This is a genomic window from Clostridium coskatii, assembly GCF_001675205.1.
GTDB classification, from domain to species: Bacteria; Bacillota; Clostridia; order Clostridiales; family Clostridiaceae; genus Clostridium_B; species Clostridium_B ljungdahlii.
Map to the genome: position 1 here is coordinate 1 of NZ_LROR01000067.1, position 17,793 is coordinate 17,793.

The 17,793-nt window shown below is 32.8% G+C and carries 15 protein-coding genes and 1 riboswitch; of the genes, 14 read left to right on the forward strand and 1 reads right to left on the reverse strand.

Annotated features, from left to right (window positions below):
• Nucleotides 1-253: 253 nt before the first annotated feature.
• From CLCOS_RS16115 to ribH, 5 genes are all read left to right on the forward strand, one after another.
• A complete protein-coding gene (locus CLCOS_RS16115; RefSeq protein WP_242866856.1) occupies nucleotides 254-1,915 on the forward strand; it encodes a methyl-accepting chemotaxis protein in 1,662 nt (553 codons plus the stop codon).
• Between the two features lie 96 nt (nucleotides 1,916-2,011).
• A riboswitch (FMN riboswitch) is annotated at nucleotides 2,012-2,127 on the forward strand.
• Nucleotides 2,128-2,298: 171 nt separating this feature from the next.
• Nucleotides 2,299-3,417 (forward strand): bifunctional diaminohydroxyphosphoribosylaminopyrimidine deaminase/5-amino-6-(5-phosphoribosylamino)uracil reductase RibD, encoded by a 1,119-nt coding sequence (ribD, locus tag CLCOS_RS16120; RefSeq protein WP_063599821.1) that lies wholly within the window; start codon nucleotides 2,299-2,301, stop codon nucleotides 3,415-3,417.
• A gap of 15 nt (nucleotides 3,418-3,432) precedes the next feature.
• The gene (locus tag CLCOS_RS16125; protein ID WP_063599822.1) at nucleotides 3,433-4,089 is read left to right on the forward strand and encodes a riboflavin synthase; all 657 of its coding nucleotides are present in this window, start codon (nucleotides 3,433-3,435) and stop codon (nucleotides 4,087-4,089) included.
• A 52-nt stretch (nucleotides 4,090-4,141) separates the two neighbouring features.
• The gene (locus tag CLCOS_RS16130; protein WP_063599823.1) at nucleotides 4,142-5,347 is read left to right on the forward strand and encodes a bifunctional 3,4-dihydroxy-2-butanone-4-phosphate synthase/GTP cyclohydrolase II; all 1,206 of its coding nucleotides are present in this window, start codon (nucleotides 4,142-4,144) and stop codon (nucleotides 5,345-5,347) included.
• A gap of 21 nt (nucleotides 5,348-5,368) precedes the next feature.
• Nucleotides 5,369-5,830: a 6,7-dimethyl-8-ribityllumazine synthase gene (gene ribH / locus CLCOS_RS16135; protein ID WP_013238856.1), complete on the forward strand. Its 462-nt coding sequence runs from the start codon at nucleotides 5,369-5,371 to the stop codon at nucleotides 5,828-5,830.
• A 101-nt stretch (nucleotides 5,831-5,931) separates the two neighbouring features.
• Here the strand turns inward: ribH and spoVB are convergent, their stop codons facing one another.
• Nucleotides 5,932-7,269, reverse strand: coding sequence for a stage V sporulation protein B (spoVB, locus tag CLCOS_RS16140; protein WP_063599824.1), 1,338 nt, complete (start codon nucleotides 7,267-7,269; stop codon nucleotides 5,932-5,934).
• 161 nt (nucleotides 7,270-7,430) lie between these two features.
• Here spoVB and CLCOS_RS16145 point away from each other — a divergent pair, with 161 nt between their 5' ends.
• The 9 genes from CLCOS_RS16145 (at nucleotide 7,431) to CLCOS_RS16185 (ending at nucleotide 17,722) form a co-directional block, all read left to right on the forward strand.
• Entirely contained in the window at nucleotides 7,431-7,988 is a 558-nt protein-coding gene (locus CLCOS_RS16145) for a ferritin family protein (protein WP_063599825.1), read from the forward strand.
• A gap of 179 nt (nucleotides 7,989-8,167) precedes the next feature.
• Nucleotides 8,168-8,464, forward strand: a complete 297-nt coding sequence (locus tag CLCOS_RS16150; RefSeq protein ID WP_063599826.1) for a DUF6506 family protein — start codon at nucleotides 8,168-8,170, stop codon at nucleotides 8,462-8,464.
• Nucleotides 8,465-8,498: 34 nt separating this feature from the next.
• The gene (lipA, locus tag CLCOS_RS16155; RefSeq protein ID WP_063599827.1) at nucleotides 8,499-9,362 is read left to right on the forward strand and encodes a lipoyl synthase; all 864 of its coding nucleotides are present in this window, start codon (nucleotides 8,499-8,501) and stop codon (nucleotides 9,360-9,362) included.
• Between the two features lie 178 nt (nucleotides 9,363-9,540).
• Nucleotides 9,541-11,487, forward strand: coding sequence for a sigma-54-dependent Fis family transcriptional regulator (locus CLCOS_RS16160; RefSeq protein WP_063599828.1), 1,947 nt, complete (start codon nucleotides 9,541-9,543; stop codon nucleotides 11,485-11,487).
• Nucleotides 11,488-11,920: 433 nt separating this feature from the next.
• Nucleotides 11,921-12,859, forward strand: coding sequence for a thiamine pyrophosphate-dependent dehydrogenase E1 component subunit alpha (locus CLCOS_RS16165; RefSeq protein ID WP_063600020.1), 939 nt, complete (start codon nucleotides 11,921-11,923; stop codon nucleotides 12,857-12,859).
• Between the two features lie 2 nt (nucleotides 12,860-12,861).
• Nucleotides 12,862-13,833: an alpha-ketoacid dehydrogenase subunit beta gene (locus tag CLCOS_RS16170; RefSeq protein ID WP_063599829.1), complete on the forward strand. Its 972-nt coding sequence runs from the start codon at nucleotides 12,862-12,864 to the stop codon at nucleotides 13,831-13,833.
• Between the two features lie 85 nt (nucleotides 13,834-13,918).
• Complete coding sequence (locus CLCOS_RS16175; protein ID WP_063599830.1) at nucleotides 13,919-15,274, forward strand: 2-oxo acid dehydrogenase subunit E2; 1,356 nt, start codon at nucleotides 13,919-13,921, stop codon at nucleotides 15,272-15,274.
• A 56-nt stretch (nucleotides 15,275-15,330) separates the two neighbouring features.
• Nucleotides 15,331-17,064, forward strand: coding sequence for a dihydrolipoyl dehydrogenase (lpdA, locus tag CLCOS_RS16180; protein WP_063599831.1), 1,734 nt, complete (start codon nucleotides 15,331-15,333; stop codon nucleotides 17,062-17,064).
• A gap of 82 nt (nucleotides 17,065-17,146) precedes the next feature.
• Entirely contained in the window at nucleotides 17,147-17,722 is a 576-nt protein-coding gene (locus tag CLCOS_RS16185) for a GDSL-type esterase/lipase family protein (protein ID WP_242866857.1), read from the forward strand.
• Nucleotides 17,723-17,793: the final 71 nt, after the last annotated feature.

Below are 17,793 nucleotides of genomic sequence, written 5' to 3' on the forward strand. Positions count from 1 at the left end.
TGAGCCAGGCTGAAAGCTTAAAAAGCAGACACAACAAGCGTTGGCTGAAAGGAGTGAAAGCAGTGCCTTCGGACATCAGACTCTGCTGATATCATACCATAGGATAACCTTTATTGAATATATAAATATTAATTGTATAGATGGAAATAGGATGAGGAAGAATCCCTCAAAGATGTCTCCTATCTCTATACTATAAAAAAGATAAGTTTACAACCAAATTTTCTTGGCTATAAACTTATTATACGAGGAGTGGATGGGTGTGAAATTATTTAATAATTTAAAAATAGGTATAAGACTATTTGTAGGATTTGCGTTAATTGTACTTGTAATGTGTATAATTGGGATATTCGGATTAATCAATATGAATAAAATCAATGATTTAGACACTCAATTATATAAAAATATGACAGTGCCACTCGGAGAGTTGACTGGACTTAATTCATCTTATGGAGATATAAGAGCACATTTAAGAGATGCTATTTTAGCAGATAATCAATCGGATATGAATCAATATATAAATAAGGTGAATTCATCTAGCTTGGATTTTGATAGTCAATTAGATGAATTTTCAAAGACACTTTTAACTGATTCCGGGAAACAGGCAACTGGAAATCTTAAATCTTCTAAAGCAAAGTATATGGAAATAGCTAATGAAATTATTGATGCGGTAAAAAAAGGTGATAACAAAGGTGCAGTAAGTCTAATTCACAGTAAGCTTAATGCAGCACAGAGTGATGTGGCAAATAATTTGAAAACGGTTATAAGTTTAAAAGAAAATCTTGCAGAAAGCTTTTCACAGAGCAATGATAAAACAGCCAGTGCAACCGGAAAACTAATTATAATTTTTATAGTTATAGGAGTGATTGCTGCTGCATTACTAGGAACAATTATTTCACTATCCATAATAAGACCAATTAGAGAGCTTATGCTTTCTACAGATAAAGTTTCAAATGGAGATCTAAATGTAAATATAGATATTAGTGGAAAGGACGAAATAGGAATACTTGCAAAGGCATCTAAAAAGATGAATGACAATTTAAATGAAGTTGTAACAAATATTCAAGCTGCGGCAAATCAGGTGGCTGTCGGTGCTAAACAAGTATCAGATTCAGGTATAGCTCTTTCAGAAGGATCTACGGAACAAGCAAGTTCTGTGGAGGAATTAACGGCTTCTGTAGAAGAGATTTCTTCACAAATAAGGCTTAATGCAAATAATGCAGTTAAGGCAAATGAATTGACTGAACATGTGAAAGTTAATGCAGTTAAGGGAAATTCACATATGGATGAAATGCTTAAAAGTATGGATGATATAAATGCAGCTTCGGGGAATATATCTAAAGTTATAAAGGCCATAGATGATATTGCCTTTCAGACAAATATTCTGGCTTTAAACGCTGCTGTTGAAGCTGCGAGGGCAGGTAGGTATGGAAAAGGATTTGCGGTAGTTGCTGAGGAAGTAAGAAATTTAGCTGCAAAGTCACGGGATGCTGCAAAAGAAACTACTGCACTAATAGAAGATTCTATTAAAAAGGTGGATAAAGGTACTAAGATTGCAAATGAAACAGCTGAAGCTCTTGGTGAGATTGTAGAAGGAGTTACAAAGGTAGCAGATTTTGTGGAAAGCATAGCAGTAGCTTCTAAAGAGCAGGCTACTGGTGCAGAACAGATTAGCAGTGGAATAATGGAAGTATCTCAGGTGATTCAAGAAAATTCTGCTACATCTGAAGAGAGTGCAGCGGCAAGTCAAGAACTTTCAAATCAGGCAGATATTATGCTAGAGCAAGTTAAGAAATTTAAAATAAGAAGAATAAATTCTAGTTATGATAAAGTGGAAAATATAAATCCAGAAGTACTTAATATGTTAAAAGATATGAAGGCAAAAAAGAAATATCATGGAATTGATTTAGGAGACTAGGGATATTAATACAAAAAAACATAAAAAATTGTGAGATTACCATTGACAATAGAAAAAAATAGGTATATATTGAAAACATAATAAAACTTAATAAAGTTAAACTTTCGGGGCAGGGTGAAATTCCCGATCGGCGGTATAGTCCGCGAGCTTTTATAGCATGAACTGGTTTGATTCCAGTACCGACAGTAAAGTCTGGATAAAAGAAAGTAAAGATATAGTTTAGGCTATGTTTTTATATGTTTTGTAATTTTATTCCCTGAAGGTTATTTCAGGGAATTTTTATATGCAAAATTTCAAGAAAATTGGGATTACTATAAGTACATAATGTAATATTTTTATAAAAAAGTAAATAAATGTATAATTTAATTATGGAAGTGAATCTTATGGAAAAAGAAAATACAGATGAAAAGTATATGAAAGAAGCTTTAAAACTAGCTTTATTGGGAAAAGGATTTGTGAATCCAAATCCCCTTGTGGGAGCTGTGATAGTTAAAAATGGAAAGATAATAGGGAAAGGTTATCATAGGTTCTTTGGAGGGGCTCATGCAGAAGTATATGCACTTAGAGAAGCAGGAGATAATGCACAAGGTGCAGATCTGTATGTAACGTTAGAACCTTGTTCACATTATGGAAAAACTCCACCTTGTGCAAAAGCTATAGTAGAAGCTGGAATAAAAAAGGTAGTAATAGGAAGTGTAGATCCAAATCCTCTTGTATCAGGGAGAGGTGTAAAAATTTTAAGAGATGAAAACATAGAAGTGGTTACCGGGGTTATGGAAAGAGAAGCTGTAAAAATAAATGAGATATTTATGAGTTATATAAAGTCAAAGTTACCTTTTGTAATTTTAAAATCTGGAGTTACTTTAGATGGAAAAATAGCTACAGTTAGTGGTGAATCTAAGTGGATAACAGGTGAAAAATCAAGGTTAAAAGTTCACAAGATGCGAAATAGAGTTATGGCAATTATGGTTGGAGTAGGTACTGTGATTTTAGATGATCCTCTTTTAACTACAAGGCTTGAAGAAAAGTGTAAAAGTCCTAAGGCTGTAATTGTAGACTCAAAGCTGAGAGTGCCTGTTGAATCTCAAATTTTCAAAACTTCTCGTGAAAGAGAAATAATAATAGCATGTACAGAAAAGTTTGATAAGGTCAAGGCAGAGTCTTTAAAAGCTATGGGAGTAAATATAGTTGTCTGTCCAGAAAATAAAGAAGGAAGGGTAGATTTAAAATATTTAACTAAAAAACTTGGAGAAATGGGTATAGATAGTGTACTTGTTGAGGGAGGCTCAGAACTTAATTTTTCTGCACTGAAGTCTGGAATTGTAAATAAAGTTATTTATTTTATTGCACCTAAAATACTTGGAGGTAAGAATGCTAAAACTTCAGTTGAAGGATATGGAATTGAAAACATCTCAGACAGTATAAAATTAAAAGATATATGTGCAGAAAATGTGGGAGAGGACATTATGATACAAGCCTATGTAATAAATGCTGAAAATTAGAAAGAAGGGATAAACTTGTTTACTGGTCTAGTAGAAGAAATAGGAGAAATATTAAAAATATCAAGGGGAAGAAACTCTTCAAAAGTGTCCATAAAAGTAGGAAATTTACTAGATGGAGTTAAACTGGGAGATAGCATTGCTGTAAATGGAACTTGTGTTACTGTAGTTGATTTAAAAAAGAATTCTTTTACTGTAGATATTATGGCTGAAACTTTGAGAATGAGCAGTTTAAAAGATTTAAAAATAGGAAGCAAAGTTAACCTGGAAAGGGCCCTAAGGCTTGGAGACAGATTAGGTGGACATATAGTAAGTGGACATATAGATGGTACTGGAAAAATTGTAGATGTGAGAGAAGAGGACATCTCAACCTGGATAGACATAGAAGCATCTTATGATTTACTTAGATATATAGTGCGAAAAGGTTCTGTGACTATAGATGGTGTGAGCCTTACTGTAGCAGAATTAAATAAAAATCGTTTCAGTGTGTCCCTTATACCCCATACTAAGATGGAAACTATTTTAGATTATAAAAAAATAGGCGATTTAGTAAATATAGAGTGTGATTTAATAGGAAAATATGTAGAAAAAATGGTTTTGAATCCAAAAAAAGAGCCAGAAAAAAGCGGCAGTATAGATGCTTTAAAACTAAAGGAATATGGCTTTATGCAATAAGGCATTTTCTTTTAGATGCCTAAACGTTTATTTTTGAAGGGAGATAAAAATCATGAATTTTAAATTTGATACTATAGAAGATGCAATAAAAGATCTTAAACAAGGGAAAATGATCATAATTGTAGATGATGAAGGAAGAGAAAATGAAGGTGATTTAGTTATACCTGCAGAAAAGGCAACTGGAGAAAATATTAATTTTATGATCAAATATGCAAAAGGTCTCTTGTGTGCACCAATTGAAGAAGAAATAGCAGTAAAGCTTGGATTAAATCCTATGGTTCAGCACAATACAGACAATCATGAAACAGCATTTACTGTAACTGTTGACTATAAAGATACTACAACGGGAATATCAGCTTTTGAAAGGGCACATACCATAAATATGATAGCTGCTTCAAATTCTAAAGATAACTTCAGAAGACCAGGACACATATTTCCGCTTATAGCTAAGGAAAATGGAGTGTTTGACAGAACTGGTCATACGGAAGCTTCAGTTGATCTAGCTAAGCTTGCAGGATTTAAAGGTGCAGCAGCAATATGTGAAATAATAAAAGATGATGGAACTATGGCAAGAAGAGATGACTTGATGGAGTTTGCTAAAGAACATAATTTAAAAATTGTTACCATAGTGGACTTAATAGCCTATAGAAAGAAAACAGAGAAATTAGTTAAAAGAGTGGCTTCTGCTAATCTTCCAACTAGATTTGGAAAATTTAAAATTATAGGTTATAAAAATATATTAAATGGTGATGAGCATGTGTGTCTTGTAAAGGGAGATAATTTTGAAAAAGAACCTGTCCTTGTAAGAGTACATTCAGAGTGCCTTACGGGAGATGTTTTTCACTCACTTAGGTGCGATTGTGGACAGCAGCTTCAATCTGCACTTAAACAGATAGAAAAAGAAGGCAAAGGTGTACTTTTATATATGAGTCAAGAAGGAAGAGGCATAGGAATTTTAAATAAGATAAAAGCTTATAAGCTTCAAGAAAATGGAATGGATACAGTAGAGGCAAATTTAGCATTGGGATTTCCAGCAGACATGCGTGATTATGGGATAGGAGCACAAATACTTGAAGATATAGGTATTAAAAAAATAAAACTTCTTACGAATAATCCAAAGAAAATTGAGGGACTTTCAGATTATGGATTGGAAATAGTAGAGAGAGTACCTATTGAAGTAGATTGTTCACAGGAAAGTAAGAGGTATATGAAAACTAAACGAGAAAAGATGGGACATTTATTAAAATTATATAAATAAAAATAGAAAAGAGGATTATTTATGAAGATGTATGAAGGAAAATTAGTTGCAGAAGGTTTAAAATTTGGAATTGTAATTGCAAGATTTAATGAATTTATAGGCACGAAATTGTTAGAGGGTGCTTTAGATTGTTTAAAAAGACATGGAGCACAAGAAGAAGACATTGAGGTAGCCTGGGTTCCAGGAGCCTTTGAAATACCAATGGTTTCAAAGAAAATGGCTTTTTCTAAAAAGTATGATGCAGTTATTTGCCTGGGAGCAGTAATAAGAGGACAAACACCTCATTTTGATTATGTATCAAATGAAGTATCAAAGGGAGTAGCAAGTGTTTCCCTTGAAAGCGGTATGCCAGTAATATTTAGTGTTCTTACCACAGATAATATAGAGCAAGCTGTAGAAAGAGCAGGAACTAAAGGTGGAAATAAAGGATATGATGGAGCTATGTCAGCTATAGAAATGGCAAATTTAATGAAACAGTTTTAAATATAATAAACGCTAAATCAATTCACAATGAATGATGTACAATTCACAATTAAGGATGATTTTCTGTTACCACAGAAAATCTACCGAAAATTGTGAATTGATTATAGAATATGACAGCAGCTTCTGCTGCTTTTTTTTATTTCTCTTATATTTAAAATTAAAGTGGTAGATGAAGTTATTATTAAACTTATTGCGGTACTGTATATATTTATCCATGATATGCCTGCAAGTATGTATATTAATATGACTTCTAAAATGGCAGAAATCAAAGAGTTTTTTAATAGTATATTTTGTTTGCCAATGCCATTTAAAATACCAAAAGTAGAGAAGGAGACAAAGGTAACAGGAGCAGATAGAGAAGCAAATTTTATATAATTTCCCAGGTCATTTCTGTTATAAAATAATTGTCCTAAGTAATCTCCAGTGAAAAGGCAAATTACCATGGTACAGATACCTAAAAATAAAGATATTTTTATAATTTGGTGAATTCTTTTTTCTATGGACCAGTAATTTTTACGGCTCATCTTTTCTGATAAATCTGGAATGAGAACCATTGATATGGAATTTATAATTGTAATTGGAAAAAATATTATATTTAAAGCCATGCCGTCAAATTTACCTATCATAGCTAGGGCTAAGTTGTATTCTATGCCAGATGCTACAAGCCTTCTTGGAGTTATAAGTGTAGAGACAGCACCAAGTGCAGTAGACAAAAATCCATTTAAACAAAGGGGAAAAGATAGTACTAGTATATTGAATAAAAGCTGAAGTTTTTCCTCGGGATTTGAAGAATTAGATCTAAATTTTCTCCTCCTAGTTTTATACATTATGTAAAGTAAAATAAAACTTATAAACTCTCCTATGGCAAGGGTTGTATAAGCTGCAGTAACGGTGGAACCAACATCTTTCAAGGAAAATACAGTAATTATGCTAATTATTATTACAATTCTAAGAAATTTTTCTGATATATCTATAATTGCAGGTATTTTAACCTGAGATATCCCATAAAAATAACCTTTTAGTATAGAGGATAATCCTATAAAAAACATAGCTGGGCACATAACCTGCAGGGCATGTACCGATCTAGGGTCATCTACTATTTTAGTACCTATGTAAGGAGCATTTATAAAGACGGTACAGACTATAAGTAAAGCAAAGAGTGAATTAAAAGTTAGAGATGCATCTATGGAATTATTTAAGTTATTAAAATCATCTTTGCTAAAATACACGGCAGCTATTTTTGAAATGGCTGCTACCATACCTCCCGATATAAGGCATATAAACAAATCATATATAGGCATTATTAGTCCATAGAGACCTATTCCTTCAGCCCCAAGTTCTCTAGATAATATTATGGGAAATATAAATGCAAATATAGAAGTAATTAAGTTTGAACAAATTAAAATAAGTGAATTTTTTAAAAACCTGTCTCTTTTCATAAAAACTCCCGTAATTAAAATTAGAATTAATATTAATAACTATGATAAGGATTTGAAGTATATTCTTTTTACTTATAAAAGTTTCTATTAGGCATTTTGTGATATACTAAACTTAAATTGTAAGGTTATAGTAAAATTCATGATAGAAGGGATTGTTTTTGATGAATAAATTAATTTGCAGCATCTGTGGTATGACTATAGATGATAAAAATTATTTTTTCAATAAGGAGGCTTTTTTTAGAAAAAATACTTCAAGAAACATAATGTTTTGCCCTTTTTGTGGAGCTCCTGCAAAATATTTAGTTGAAGATGAACATAAAATAAAGACTTCAAGATACAATTTGGATGAAGGGTATTTAAAAATAATAGGCAATGCATTTAAGCTGGAAGTATTTAATGGGGATTTTTATAAAGAAGCTTCAAAATTGGCTGAAGGTCCAGAAATAAAAGACATGTTTAAAGCACTTTCTAGAATAGAGTATATGCATGCTTCAGTGCACAAGAAAATAGGAGGATTTACATCTGAACCCAATCTCAAAAAATTAGATTACTCTAAATATGCAGGTAATGATAAATTGCTTGAAATGGCATGTAAAAGGGAAAAACATGCAGTGGAATACTATGAAAAGTATGCTAACCGTATGGAAGATAATAAAATTAGAGATGTATTTAATGTACTAGCATATGTAGAAAAAATACATATACAGCTTACTAGATAACCAATTTAGTCACATGGTATGTTTAAAAGTGAAGGCAATTAATATAATTCCCATTTTGAAATAACTTTTCCCATAATTGGATTTTGTGATAATCTTCATTGAGATATTTCAATGCTTTTGCTATTGGCTCAATTTATGCTTAAAAAAGTCAATAAAAAACCATAGGAGGTAATTGTACAATGAAGGCTGCATTTATTTTTTTGGCACCAGGAGCCAATTCTGCAATCCATAAATCTATTATAAAGACACTGAAGGTGGAACTTATCATCGTAGGGGTTTCAAGCTATGATGAAGCCTGTAAGGTTGCTGTGGAGTTAGTTTCAGACGGTATTTCCGCAGTAGAATTATGTGGTGGTTTTGGAATTAAAGGTACTGCTAAGGTAAAGGAAACTATAAAAGATAAAATACCTGTAGGGGTAGTGAGATTTGACATTCATCCGGGGCTTGAAAATAAAAGTGGAGATGAAATTTTCTAATTTGGAAAACAGATATGAAAAGGGGGGGATTTTATTGGACTCAAAACCAGAATGGTTGAAAATGAGAGCACCTGATGCAATTGTGTTAGATGAAATGGAAAATATGTTGAAAAAACTATCGCTTTATACGGTCTGCGAGAGTGCAAATTGTCCAAACATAGGGAAATGTTTTAAGCACAAGACAGCTGCCTTTATGGTGATGGGAGATACCTGCACGAGAAATTGCAGGTTTTGCGCTGTAAATAAAGGAATACCACATGAACTTGATCCTAAGGAACCTGAAAACATAGCTATTGCCAGTAAAAAACTTGATTTGAAGCATACGGTTATAACTTCCGTTACAAGAGATGACTTAGAAGATGGAGGAGCATCACATTTTGTAAAAATTATAAAGGCAATGAGAAAGGAAAATCCTCAATCTACTATAGAATTTCTTATACCAGATTTAAAGGGTAACTGGAGTGCATTAAAAGAGATAATTAATGCGGGACCAGATATATTAAATCACAATATCGAGACAGTAGAATCTTTATATGGAAAAGTTAGACCCATGGCAATTTATAATAGATCTATTGAACTGCTAAGGCAGGTAAAAATTTTTAACAGAAATGTGTATACCAAGTGTGGTATAATGCTGGGACTTGGAGAAACTGAGCAGCAGGTTGTAAAAGTAATGGATGATTTGATGAAAACCAATTGTGATATATTGACAATAGGTCAATATCTTAGACCATCTAAAAATCATTTGCCTGTTTCTGAATACATAACTCCTGAAAAATTCGCAAAGTATAGAAAAATAGCATTGAATAAGGGATTTAAAGTTGTTTTTTCAGGGCCTTATGTTAGAAGTTCCTATAAGGCTTTTGAAAGTATAAAAATATTGAGCCGCCTAAAATAGTTAATATATTTTTATATAGATAGACATTTAGCTTAAAAGTTAGTGTCTATCTATTAATTTTTTAAGGGTTTGTACCATTTGAAATTATAGTTAAATTTTTTTATGCTGTTAAATATATATTGTATAATGTATATGAAAATATTATTATATTTCATATAAACTTTAGGGGGGAAAGATTATGGGCTATATAGATAAAATTAAGGAGAGACGCCGTAGGTTTATAGAGTGTAATGAAATACCTAAAGATGTTAGACCAGATATTTTAAATTCATGGATACGATGTAAAAATTATGGAGTTGGGGAAAACAGTAATAAAGCTAATATTCTTTCTAAAAGTGAGTTTGATACTATACTTGAAGAAAAAAAAGAATTTATAAGAATTTGTTTACCTGTAATGTTAAATTTATATGAAATTTTGAAGGATACAAATTATTCGATTATATTGACAGACGAGAATTCAGTTATATTAAAGATTCTTGGAAATGAAAGAATAATGGTCGAAAATAAAAATTTGGATTTTTTAGAAGGCCGCAGGTGGAGAGAAGAAGATGTGGGAACCAATGCCATTGGGACTTGTATCTATTTAGATAGACCTGTTTGGACACTTGGTGCAGAGCATTATTGTAAAGAACAGCATAAGTGGACATGTTCGGCGGCACCAATACACAATAGCAGGGGTAAAATAATAGGTTGTATTGATCTATCAGGAAGTTTTGGAACTTTTCATTCACATACTCTAGGGATAGTAGCTGAAGCCTCCAATACCATACAAGAACAATTTTCCATAAATGAACATAGAAAATGGACAGAAGTTGCATTTAATTCAATAAAAGAGGGTATGCTGGTTTTAGATAATGAGTTTAAGGTCAAATATTTTAATGAAAAAATATGCAATATACTTGGAACTTATAAAAATGAAATATATAAATTGGACATGAAGGTTTTGTTGAAGGATATAGTTAAAGATATGTATGAGCTAAATAATAGTGGGAAAATTGCTTATAGAGAAATAAGTTTATATATAAAAAACAAGAGGATAGATTGTAATATAAGTATAACTCCTGTTTCAATGAGTGGAAATTATATTGGATTTGTAATAGTTGTACAAAAAGCAGATATCATGCATGTAGTGGTAAACAAAATAGCAGGATTTTCTTCGAGATATGATTTTGACAACATACTTACCAATAATCTTAAAATGATGAATATAATTGAAGATGCTAAGAGAATAGCACAAAATGAATGTGCTGTTTTAATAACAGGAGAGAGCGGCACTGGAAAGGAATTATTTGCCCACTCCATTCACAATGGAAGTAAAAGATGTGGTGGACCTTTTGTAGCCATAAATTGTGCAGCACTTCCTAAAGATCTTGTAGAGAGTGAGTTATTTGGCTATGAAAAGGGAGCTTTTACAGGAGCATCCAAAGAAGGTCATCCTGGTAAATTTGAACTTGCAAACGGAGGTACTATATTTTTAGATGAAATTGGAGAATTGCCTCTTGAAATTCAATCAAAACTTTTGAGAGTTCTGGATAATCATACCATTAGCAGAATTGGTGGAAAATACGAGAGAAATTTAGATGTAAGAATAGTTACAGCTACAAATAGAGATCTTATAAAAGAAGTCAATGCCAGAAATTTTAGAAGTGACTTATATTTTAGGTTAAATGTATTTAACATAAGGCTGATTCCTTTAAGAGAAAGGAAAGAAGATATAGAGATGTTCGTAGAGTTTTTCCTAAATAGATTGAGTAAGAAAAATCAGATGAAGATTGAGCATATAGACAAAAGCTTTATGGATATTGTCACAAATTACAATTGGCCTGGGAATGTTAGAGAGTTGGAGAATGTAGTTCAAAGGGCATATTATTTATCCAAAGATGAGGTTATAACAGATTCTCTAATACCTGAATATATAAGAGAGTGTGTTGAAAATATTGAGGATTGTACAATATCTTTAGAAAATGATTCAAAAAACAAGATCAAGACTGTAGATCAGGTTGAGAGAGAACTTATAATTAAAGCCTTGGAACAATGTAATGGAAATGTGGTAAATGCAAGCAAATTAATTGAAATGGGAAAATCAACTCTGTACAGGAAGATTAAAAAGTATAATTTGGAATAGAATTGAATAATATTCTTTCATGTCATAACTCTATTTAAGTTGTCTATACACAGTAACTTAAATAGAGAATTTTATTTTATAGGCAATATGTTTTTATGAATTATATAAATATATTAAAAATTGGGATTTATCTAATAATGGGAAAGAAATATTTCCCATTATGAAAAAAGTTTCTTTAAAATCATCATTTTACTCAAGGATTTTGCATGATAAATGGGTATATGAATCCTTCTATATTTGGCATGAATTTTGCTTAATAAATTTGCAAATAGAATATTAAATTATTTTACATTTAGTAAGAGAGGTGGATATTGATGTAATCGTTTATAAACACAAGTAACCATATCTTTATTTAATATTATTGGGAGGGATTATTTTGGAGAAATTAAAAGGAAAAATAGAAAATACTACTCTTATAGATATCTATGACAAAATGTTAAAAATAAGGGCATTTGAGAATATGGCAAAAAATAATTTTGCAGAAGGAAAAATTCCAGGTTTTGTACATCTTTATATAGGTGAAGAAGCTATATCTTCTGCAGTTTGTGAAAATTTAACTGATACTGACTATATAACCAGCACCCATAGAGGTCATGGCCATATAATAGCCAAAGGTGGAGAACTTAAATATATGACTGCTGAGCTGTTTGGAAAAGCTACAGGGTACTGTAAAGGAAAAGGTGGATCTATGCATATTGCAGATGCAACTAAGGGAATACTTGGTGCAAATGGTATAGTAGGCGCAGGGCAAGATATAGCTTTAGGTGCAGGAATGAGTGCACAATATAGGGGAACAGATCAGGTTTGTATATGTTTCTTTGGTGACGACTCAACTAATCAGGGTACATTTCATGAATCACTTAACATGGCAAGTGTTTGGAAACTTCCTATTGTGTATATTTGTGAAAATAATGGGTATGGGATATCAACTTCACAGAAAAGGCACCAAAATATTAAAGATATATCTGTAAGAGCGAAGGCATATAATATACCCGGTATTACAGTAGATGGAAATGATGCTATAGCAGTATATGTTGCTTCTAAGGAAGCTATAGAAATGGCTAGAAAGGGAAATGGGCCAACTCTGATAGAATGTAAAACCTACAGGCAAAGGGGACATTTTGAAGGGGACCCTGCACCTTATAAACCAAAAGAAGAGCAGGAGGCATGGCTTAAAAAAGATCCTATTCCACGTTTTGAAAAATGTTTAATGGAAAATAATATTTTAAGTCAGGATGATATAGATGGAATGAAAAAATCTGTTGATATACAAATCAAAGAAGCAGTTGATTTTGCAATGAACAGTCCTGAACCTGAATTAAAATCAGTATTTGAAGATGTATACAGTGATATAGAAGAGGGGGATGAGTAGATATGTCAAGAATAACTTTTTCACAGGCAATAAAAGATGCTATGTGTATTAGAATGCGTCAGGACAAAAATGTATTGTTGTTTGGCGAAGATGTAGGACCTTTTGGAGGATGCTTTGGGGTAAGTCAAGGAATGTATGATGAATTTGGTGAAATGAGAGTCAGAGATACTCCTATTTCAGAAGGTGCCATTATAGGGTGTGCCATTGGATCTGCTGCTACAGGATTGAGGCCTATTGCAGAACTTATGTTTATGGACTTTATGACAGTAGGAATGGATATGCTTGTCAATCAAGCGGCAAAATTGAGATATATGTTTGGAGGTAAAATTAATTTACCTATGGTAGTGAGGGTTCCATGTGGAGCTGGATTTCAAGGTGCAGCTCAACATTCACAGTGTTTAGAATCTTGGGTTACACACATACCAGGTCTAAAAGTGGTTTACCCTACTACAGCGGAAGATGCTTATGGACTGATGCTTACGTCAATAGATGATAATAACCCTGTTATATTTATTGAGCATAAGGGTCTTTATACTAAAAAAGGTGATGTAGATGAAAGCTTGGCACCAATACCGTTTGGGGTTGCAGATGTAAAAAGAGAAGGAAAGGATGTTACCATAGTAGCAACAGGTAGAATGGTTGATGAAGCTTTGTCTGCTTCTGAAAAGCTTTCAAAAGAAAGCATTGATGCAGAAGTAATAGATCCAAGAACTCTTTTTCCTTTCGACAAAAATACAATATTCAATTCAGTGAGAAAAACTAATAGAGCAGTAGTAGTAACGGAAGAAGCTAAGAGAGGGGGTTTTGGTGGAGAAATTTCAGCTTTAATAAGCGAAGAGATGTTTGACTATTTGGATGCTCCTGTAGTCAGGATTGGAAACTACAATGTGCCAATACCATTTTCACCAAAACTTGAAAGTTATGTACTGCCTAGTTCAGATAGAATAGCAGCTGCTGTAAAAAAAATATTATAAGAATATATAATAATGTAATTCAGGAAATGTCCTCCTGAATTACATTATATAATTATATTTAATCTAGATTTTAGGAGGTCTTTTTATGAGTTGTATTGAAGTGATGCCGAAGCTTGGATTGACTATGGTGGAAGGAACTCTGGTAAATTGGCATAAAAGTGAAGGTGAAAAAGTTGAAAAGGGAGAAATTCTCTTTGAAGTTGAAACGGATAAACTTACAAATGAAATAGAAGCTAAGGAAAGTGGAATACTTAGAAAAATACTTGTAGAAGAAGGAGAGACAGTTAAATGCCTTGTACCTGTGGGTATAGTTGCAGAAGGAAATGAGGACATATCGCAGTTATTGAAACAATCAGGGGGTGAAAGTGGCGAGAATGAAAAGAAAGAGGAGGAAAATCGGCCTGAAGAAAAGAGTGGAGTTAAAAATATTGATACACCAAAAATGGAAGACAGGGTTAAAATATCCCCATTGGCAAAAAAAATTGCTCTAAAAAATAATGTAAATTATAAACTTATAAAAGGTACAGGTCCTCTGAATAGAATAGTAAAAAAAGATATAGAAGCGTATATTGAAAACAATAGGATTAAAGTATCACCTGTGGCTGCAAAATTGGCACAAGAGCTCAATGTGGATCTTACTAAAATAAAGAAAAATGGAAGAATAATGAAAAAAGATGTATTAGAAGTTTCAGAAGTAGCTAAAGTACCTGAAGTAGTACCTAAAGAGAAGATAGAAGATAAGCCAGTAATACAGCAGCTGGTTAAACGAGGTGAAAAACAAGTAAAGATGTCGGCCATGAGAAAAGTCATTGCAAATAGGATGAAGGAAAGTGTCAGTGTGTCACCTACTGTCACCTATAATATGACAATGGATATTTCAGAACTTAAAAGGCTTAAAGATAGTCTCAAGGATATCTTCAAGGTGACTTATACGGATCTTCTCATAAAGATAGTTTCACAGGTACTTAAGGAGTTTCCATTGGTCAACTGTTCTATAAAAGGAGATACATTTATATTGAAGAATTATGTGAATATGGGAGTGGCAGTTGCTTTGGATGATGGACTTCTTGTTCTTGTAATAAAAGATTGTGATATAAAAGGGCTTAAACAGATTACCACTGAATTTAAAGATCTTGTAAAAAGAGCTAAGGAAAATAAGTTGGGACTTGACGATTTGGAGGGAGGTACATTTACCATAACAAATCTAGGTATGTTTGGTATAGATACATTTTCGCCTATTATAAACCAACCTGAAGTCGCTATTTTAGGAGTAAATAAAATTGTGCAAACACCAGTAGTGGAAAATGGGGAAATAGTGATAAGATCACTTATAAGTTTATCACTTACAGCAGATCACAGGGCCATAGACGGGGCTTATGCAGCCAGATTTTTACAGAAAGTTAAACAGTATGTAGAAAAACCGGGAATGCTTATACTTTGAATTAAGCAGATGTTAATTTAAAAAACATATAGAATCTTGACTTGGGAGGGTCTTAAATGAGTTGTTTGGAGATAATGCCGAAACTTGGTCTTACAATGACTGAGGGCATACTGGCAAAATGGCATAAAAGAGAAGGAGATAAAATTGAAAAGGGAGAAGTTCTCTTTGAGGTTGAAACAGATAAACTTACAAATGAAGTAGAGGCAAAAGACAGCGGAATTGTAAGAAAAATACTTGTAGAAGAGGGAGAAACGGTAAAATGTCTAGTACCTGTTGCTGTAATAGCAGCAGAAAATGAAGATATCTCAAATCTGTTAAAAGAGGCTGGAGCAGATGAAGAAGGAGCACCGGCTGAAAAAGCAGAAGAGCCAAAGTGTGTAGATACATTGGAAAAGGCCGGAATAAAAAATGTGGTTGTTGTTGGAGGCGGGCCGGGCGGTTATATAGCTGCTATCCGTGCCGCACAGCTGGGTAATAAGGTAACCCTTATTGAAAATGCAGAACTTGGCGGAACTTGTTTGAATGTAGGATGTATACCTACAAAAACTCTGTTGCACTCAGCAGATGTGTATAGTGAAATAAAAGACAGCAGGAATCTCGGAATTGATGTAGGTGAAGTTAGTATAAATTGGGACAATATTCAAAAGAGAAAAAAAAGGATAACTAAACGCCTTGTTGCAGGTGTTAAGGGGTTGTTGTCATATAATAAAGTAAATGTAATCAAAGGATTCGCCAAAATGGAAACTGAAAAATCCATCTTAGTTACAAAAAAGGATGGCGGAACTGAAAAAGTTGTTTTTGACCATGCCATAATTTCCACGGGTTCTTTGCCATTTTTACCGTCTATACCTGGAATTGACCTTGAAGGTGTAATTGACAGTACCGGTGCATTGAATTTAAAATCCCTGCCGGAGACAATAGTTATTATAGGCGGTGGAGTAATAGGTATAGAATTTGCAAATTTATTAAGCTTATTCGGAAAGAAAGTAACGGTTTTGGAAATGCTTCCGTTTGTTTTACCATCTATGGATAGACAGATTTCAAATTTAATTGCTGATAAATTATCAAAACGAGGTGTTGCATTGAATACTGGATGTAAGGTGACTAAAATAGAAAGAGAAGGAAATAGACTCAAGGTTAATTTTACTAAGAAAGCTGAAAATCTAAGTGTGGAAGCTGAAAAAGTATTGGTGGTTATAGGAAGGCAAGCCAATATAGAGAATATTGGTTTGGAAGAAATTGGCATAAAATTAGAAAAAGGTTTTATATGTGTGGATGATCATATGAAAACCAATGTGAAAAATATATATGCTATAGGAGATTGCACTGGAAAAATAATGCTTGCTCATGTTGCTTCCGAACAGGGTGTGGTGGCCGCAGAAAATATATCAGGGAGAAGTGTAAAGATGGATTATAAGACTGTACCTTGTTGTGTATATGTAAAACCTGAAATAGCTTCAGTTGGACTTACGGAGGAACGGGCTAAAGAAAAAGGCATTGACTACAAGGTAGGGGTTTTCCCAATGAGTGCCAATGGAAAGGCCATGATATCCAAGGATTCGGATGGAATTGTGAAGGTAATCTCAGATAAGAAGACAGAAGAAATTCTTGGAGTACACATAATGGCACCAAGGGCTACGGATATCATAGGAGAAGCTGCGTTAGCCCTAAGACTTGAAGCTACTTTACATGAAGTTATTACTACTGTACATCCTCATCCTACCATAAGTGAAGCTTTCAAGGAAGCTGTACTGGCTTCACAAAAGAGGGCTCTTAATTTTGTAAATTAAAATAAATTTGATTTAAAATAGTTCTAAGCTATAGTAATTTTTTTATTATAGCTTAGAACTATTTATATATGGAGTGATAGAAATGAAATTGATCTGTATTGGAGACAGCCTGACCTATGGATATGGGATTAAAAGAAATGAAGTCTGGACAACTATTCTTAAAAAAAGCCTTGGAATTGAAGTTATAAACAAAGGTATATCGGGAGATACTTCAGCTGGCATGCTGTCCAGACTGTATAATGATGTTATTTTAGGTAGCCCGACCCATGCTATAATTATGGGAGGAACCAATGATCTTATTTGGAATCTGGATATAAAACAAATCACGTCAAATCTTGCTACTATAGCTTTTCAACTTATGCAAAATTATATAACACCTGTGTTTGGATTGTCAGTGCCAATTTGCACTGAATTAGCAAGAAAAAATTGGAGTGCTATGTCTGATTTCAACAATATGAATAAAAAATTAAGACAATTAAATAGTAATATAATTAAGTTTTCCAATAGTTATAAAATAAAAGTCATTGATCTTTACTCTTCCTTTATTGGAGAAAATGAAGATGGACAAGAAAAATATTACACGGATGGACTACATTTGAATGTTAATGGAAATATAAAAATGGCACATATCGTTTTACTTTCATATAATTTTGCATGACTTTGAATCAAATGCTTGTTATATTTAGATTTACTTTGCTCATAATTGATGAAAGTATAAGAATCTTCGTA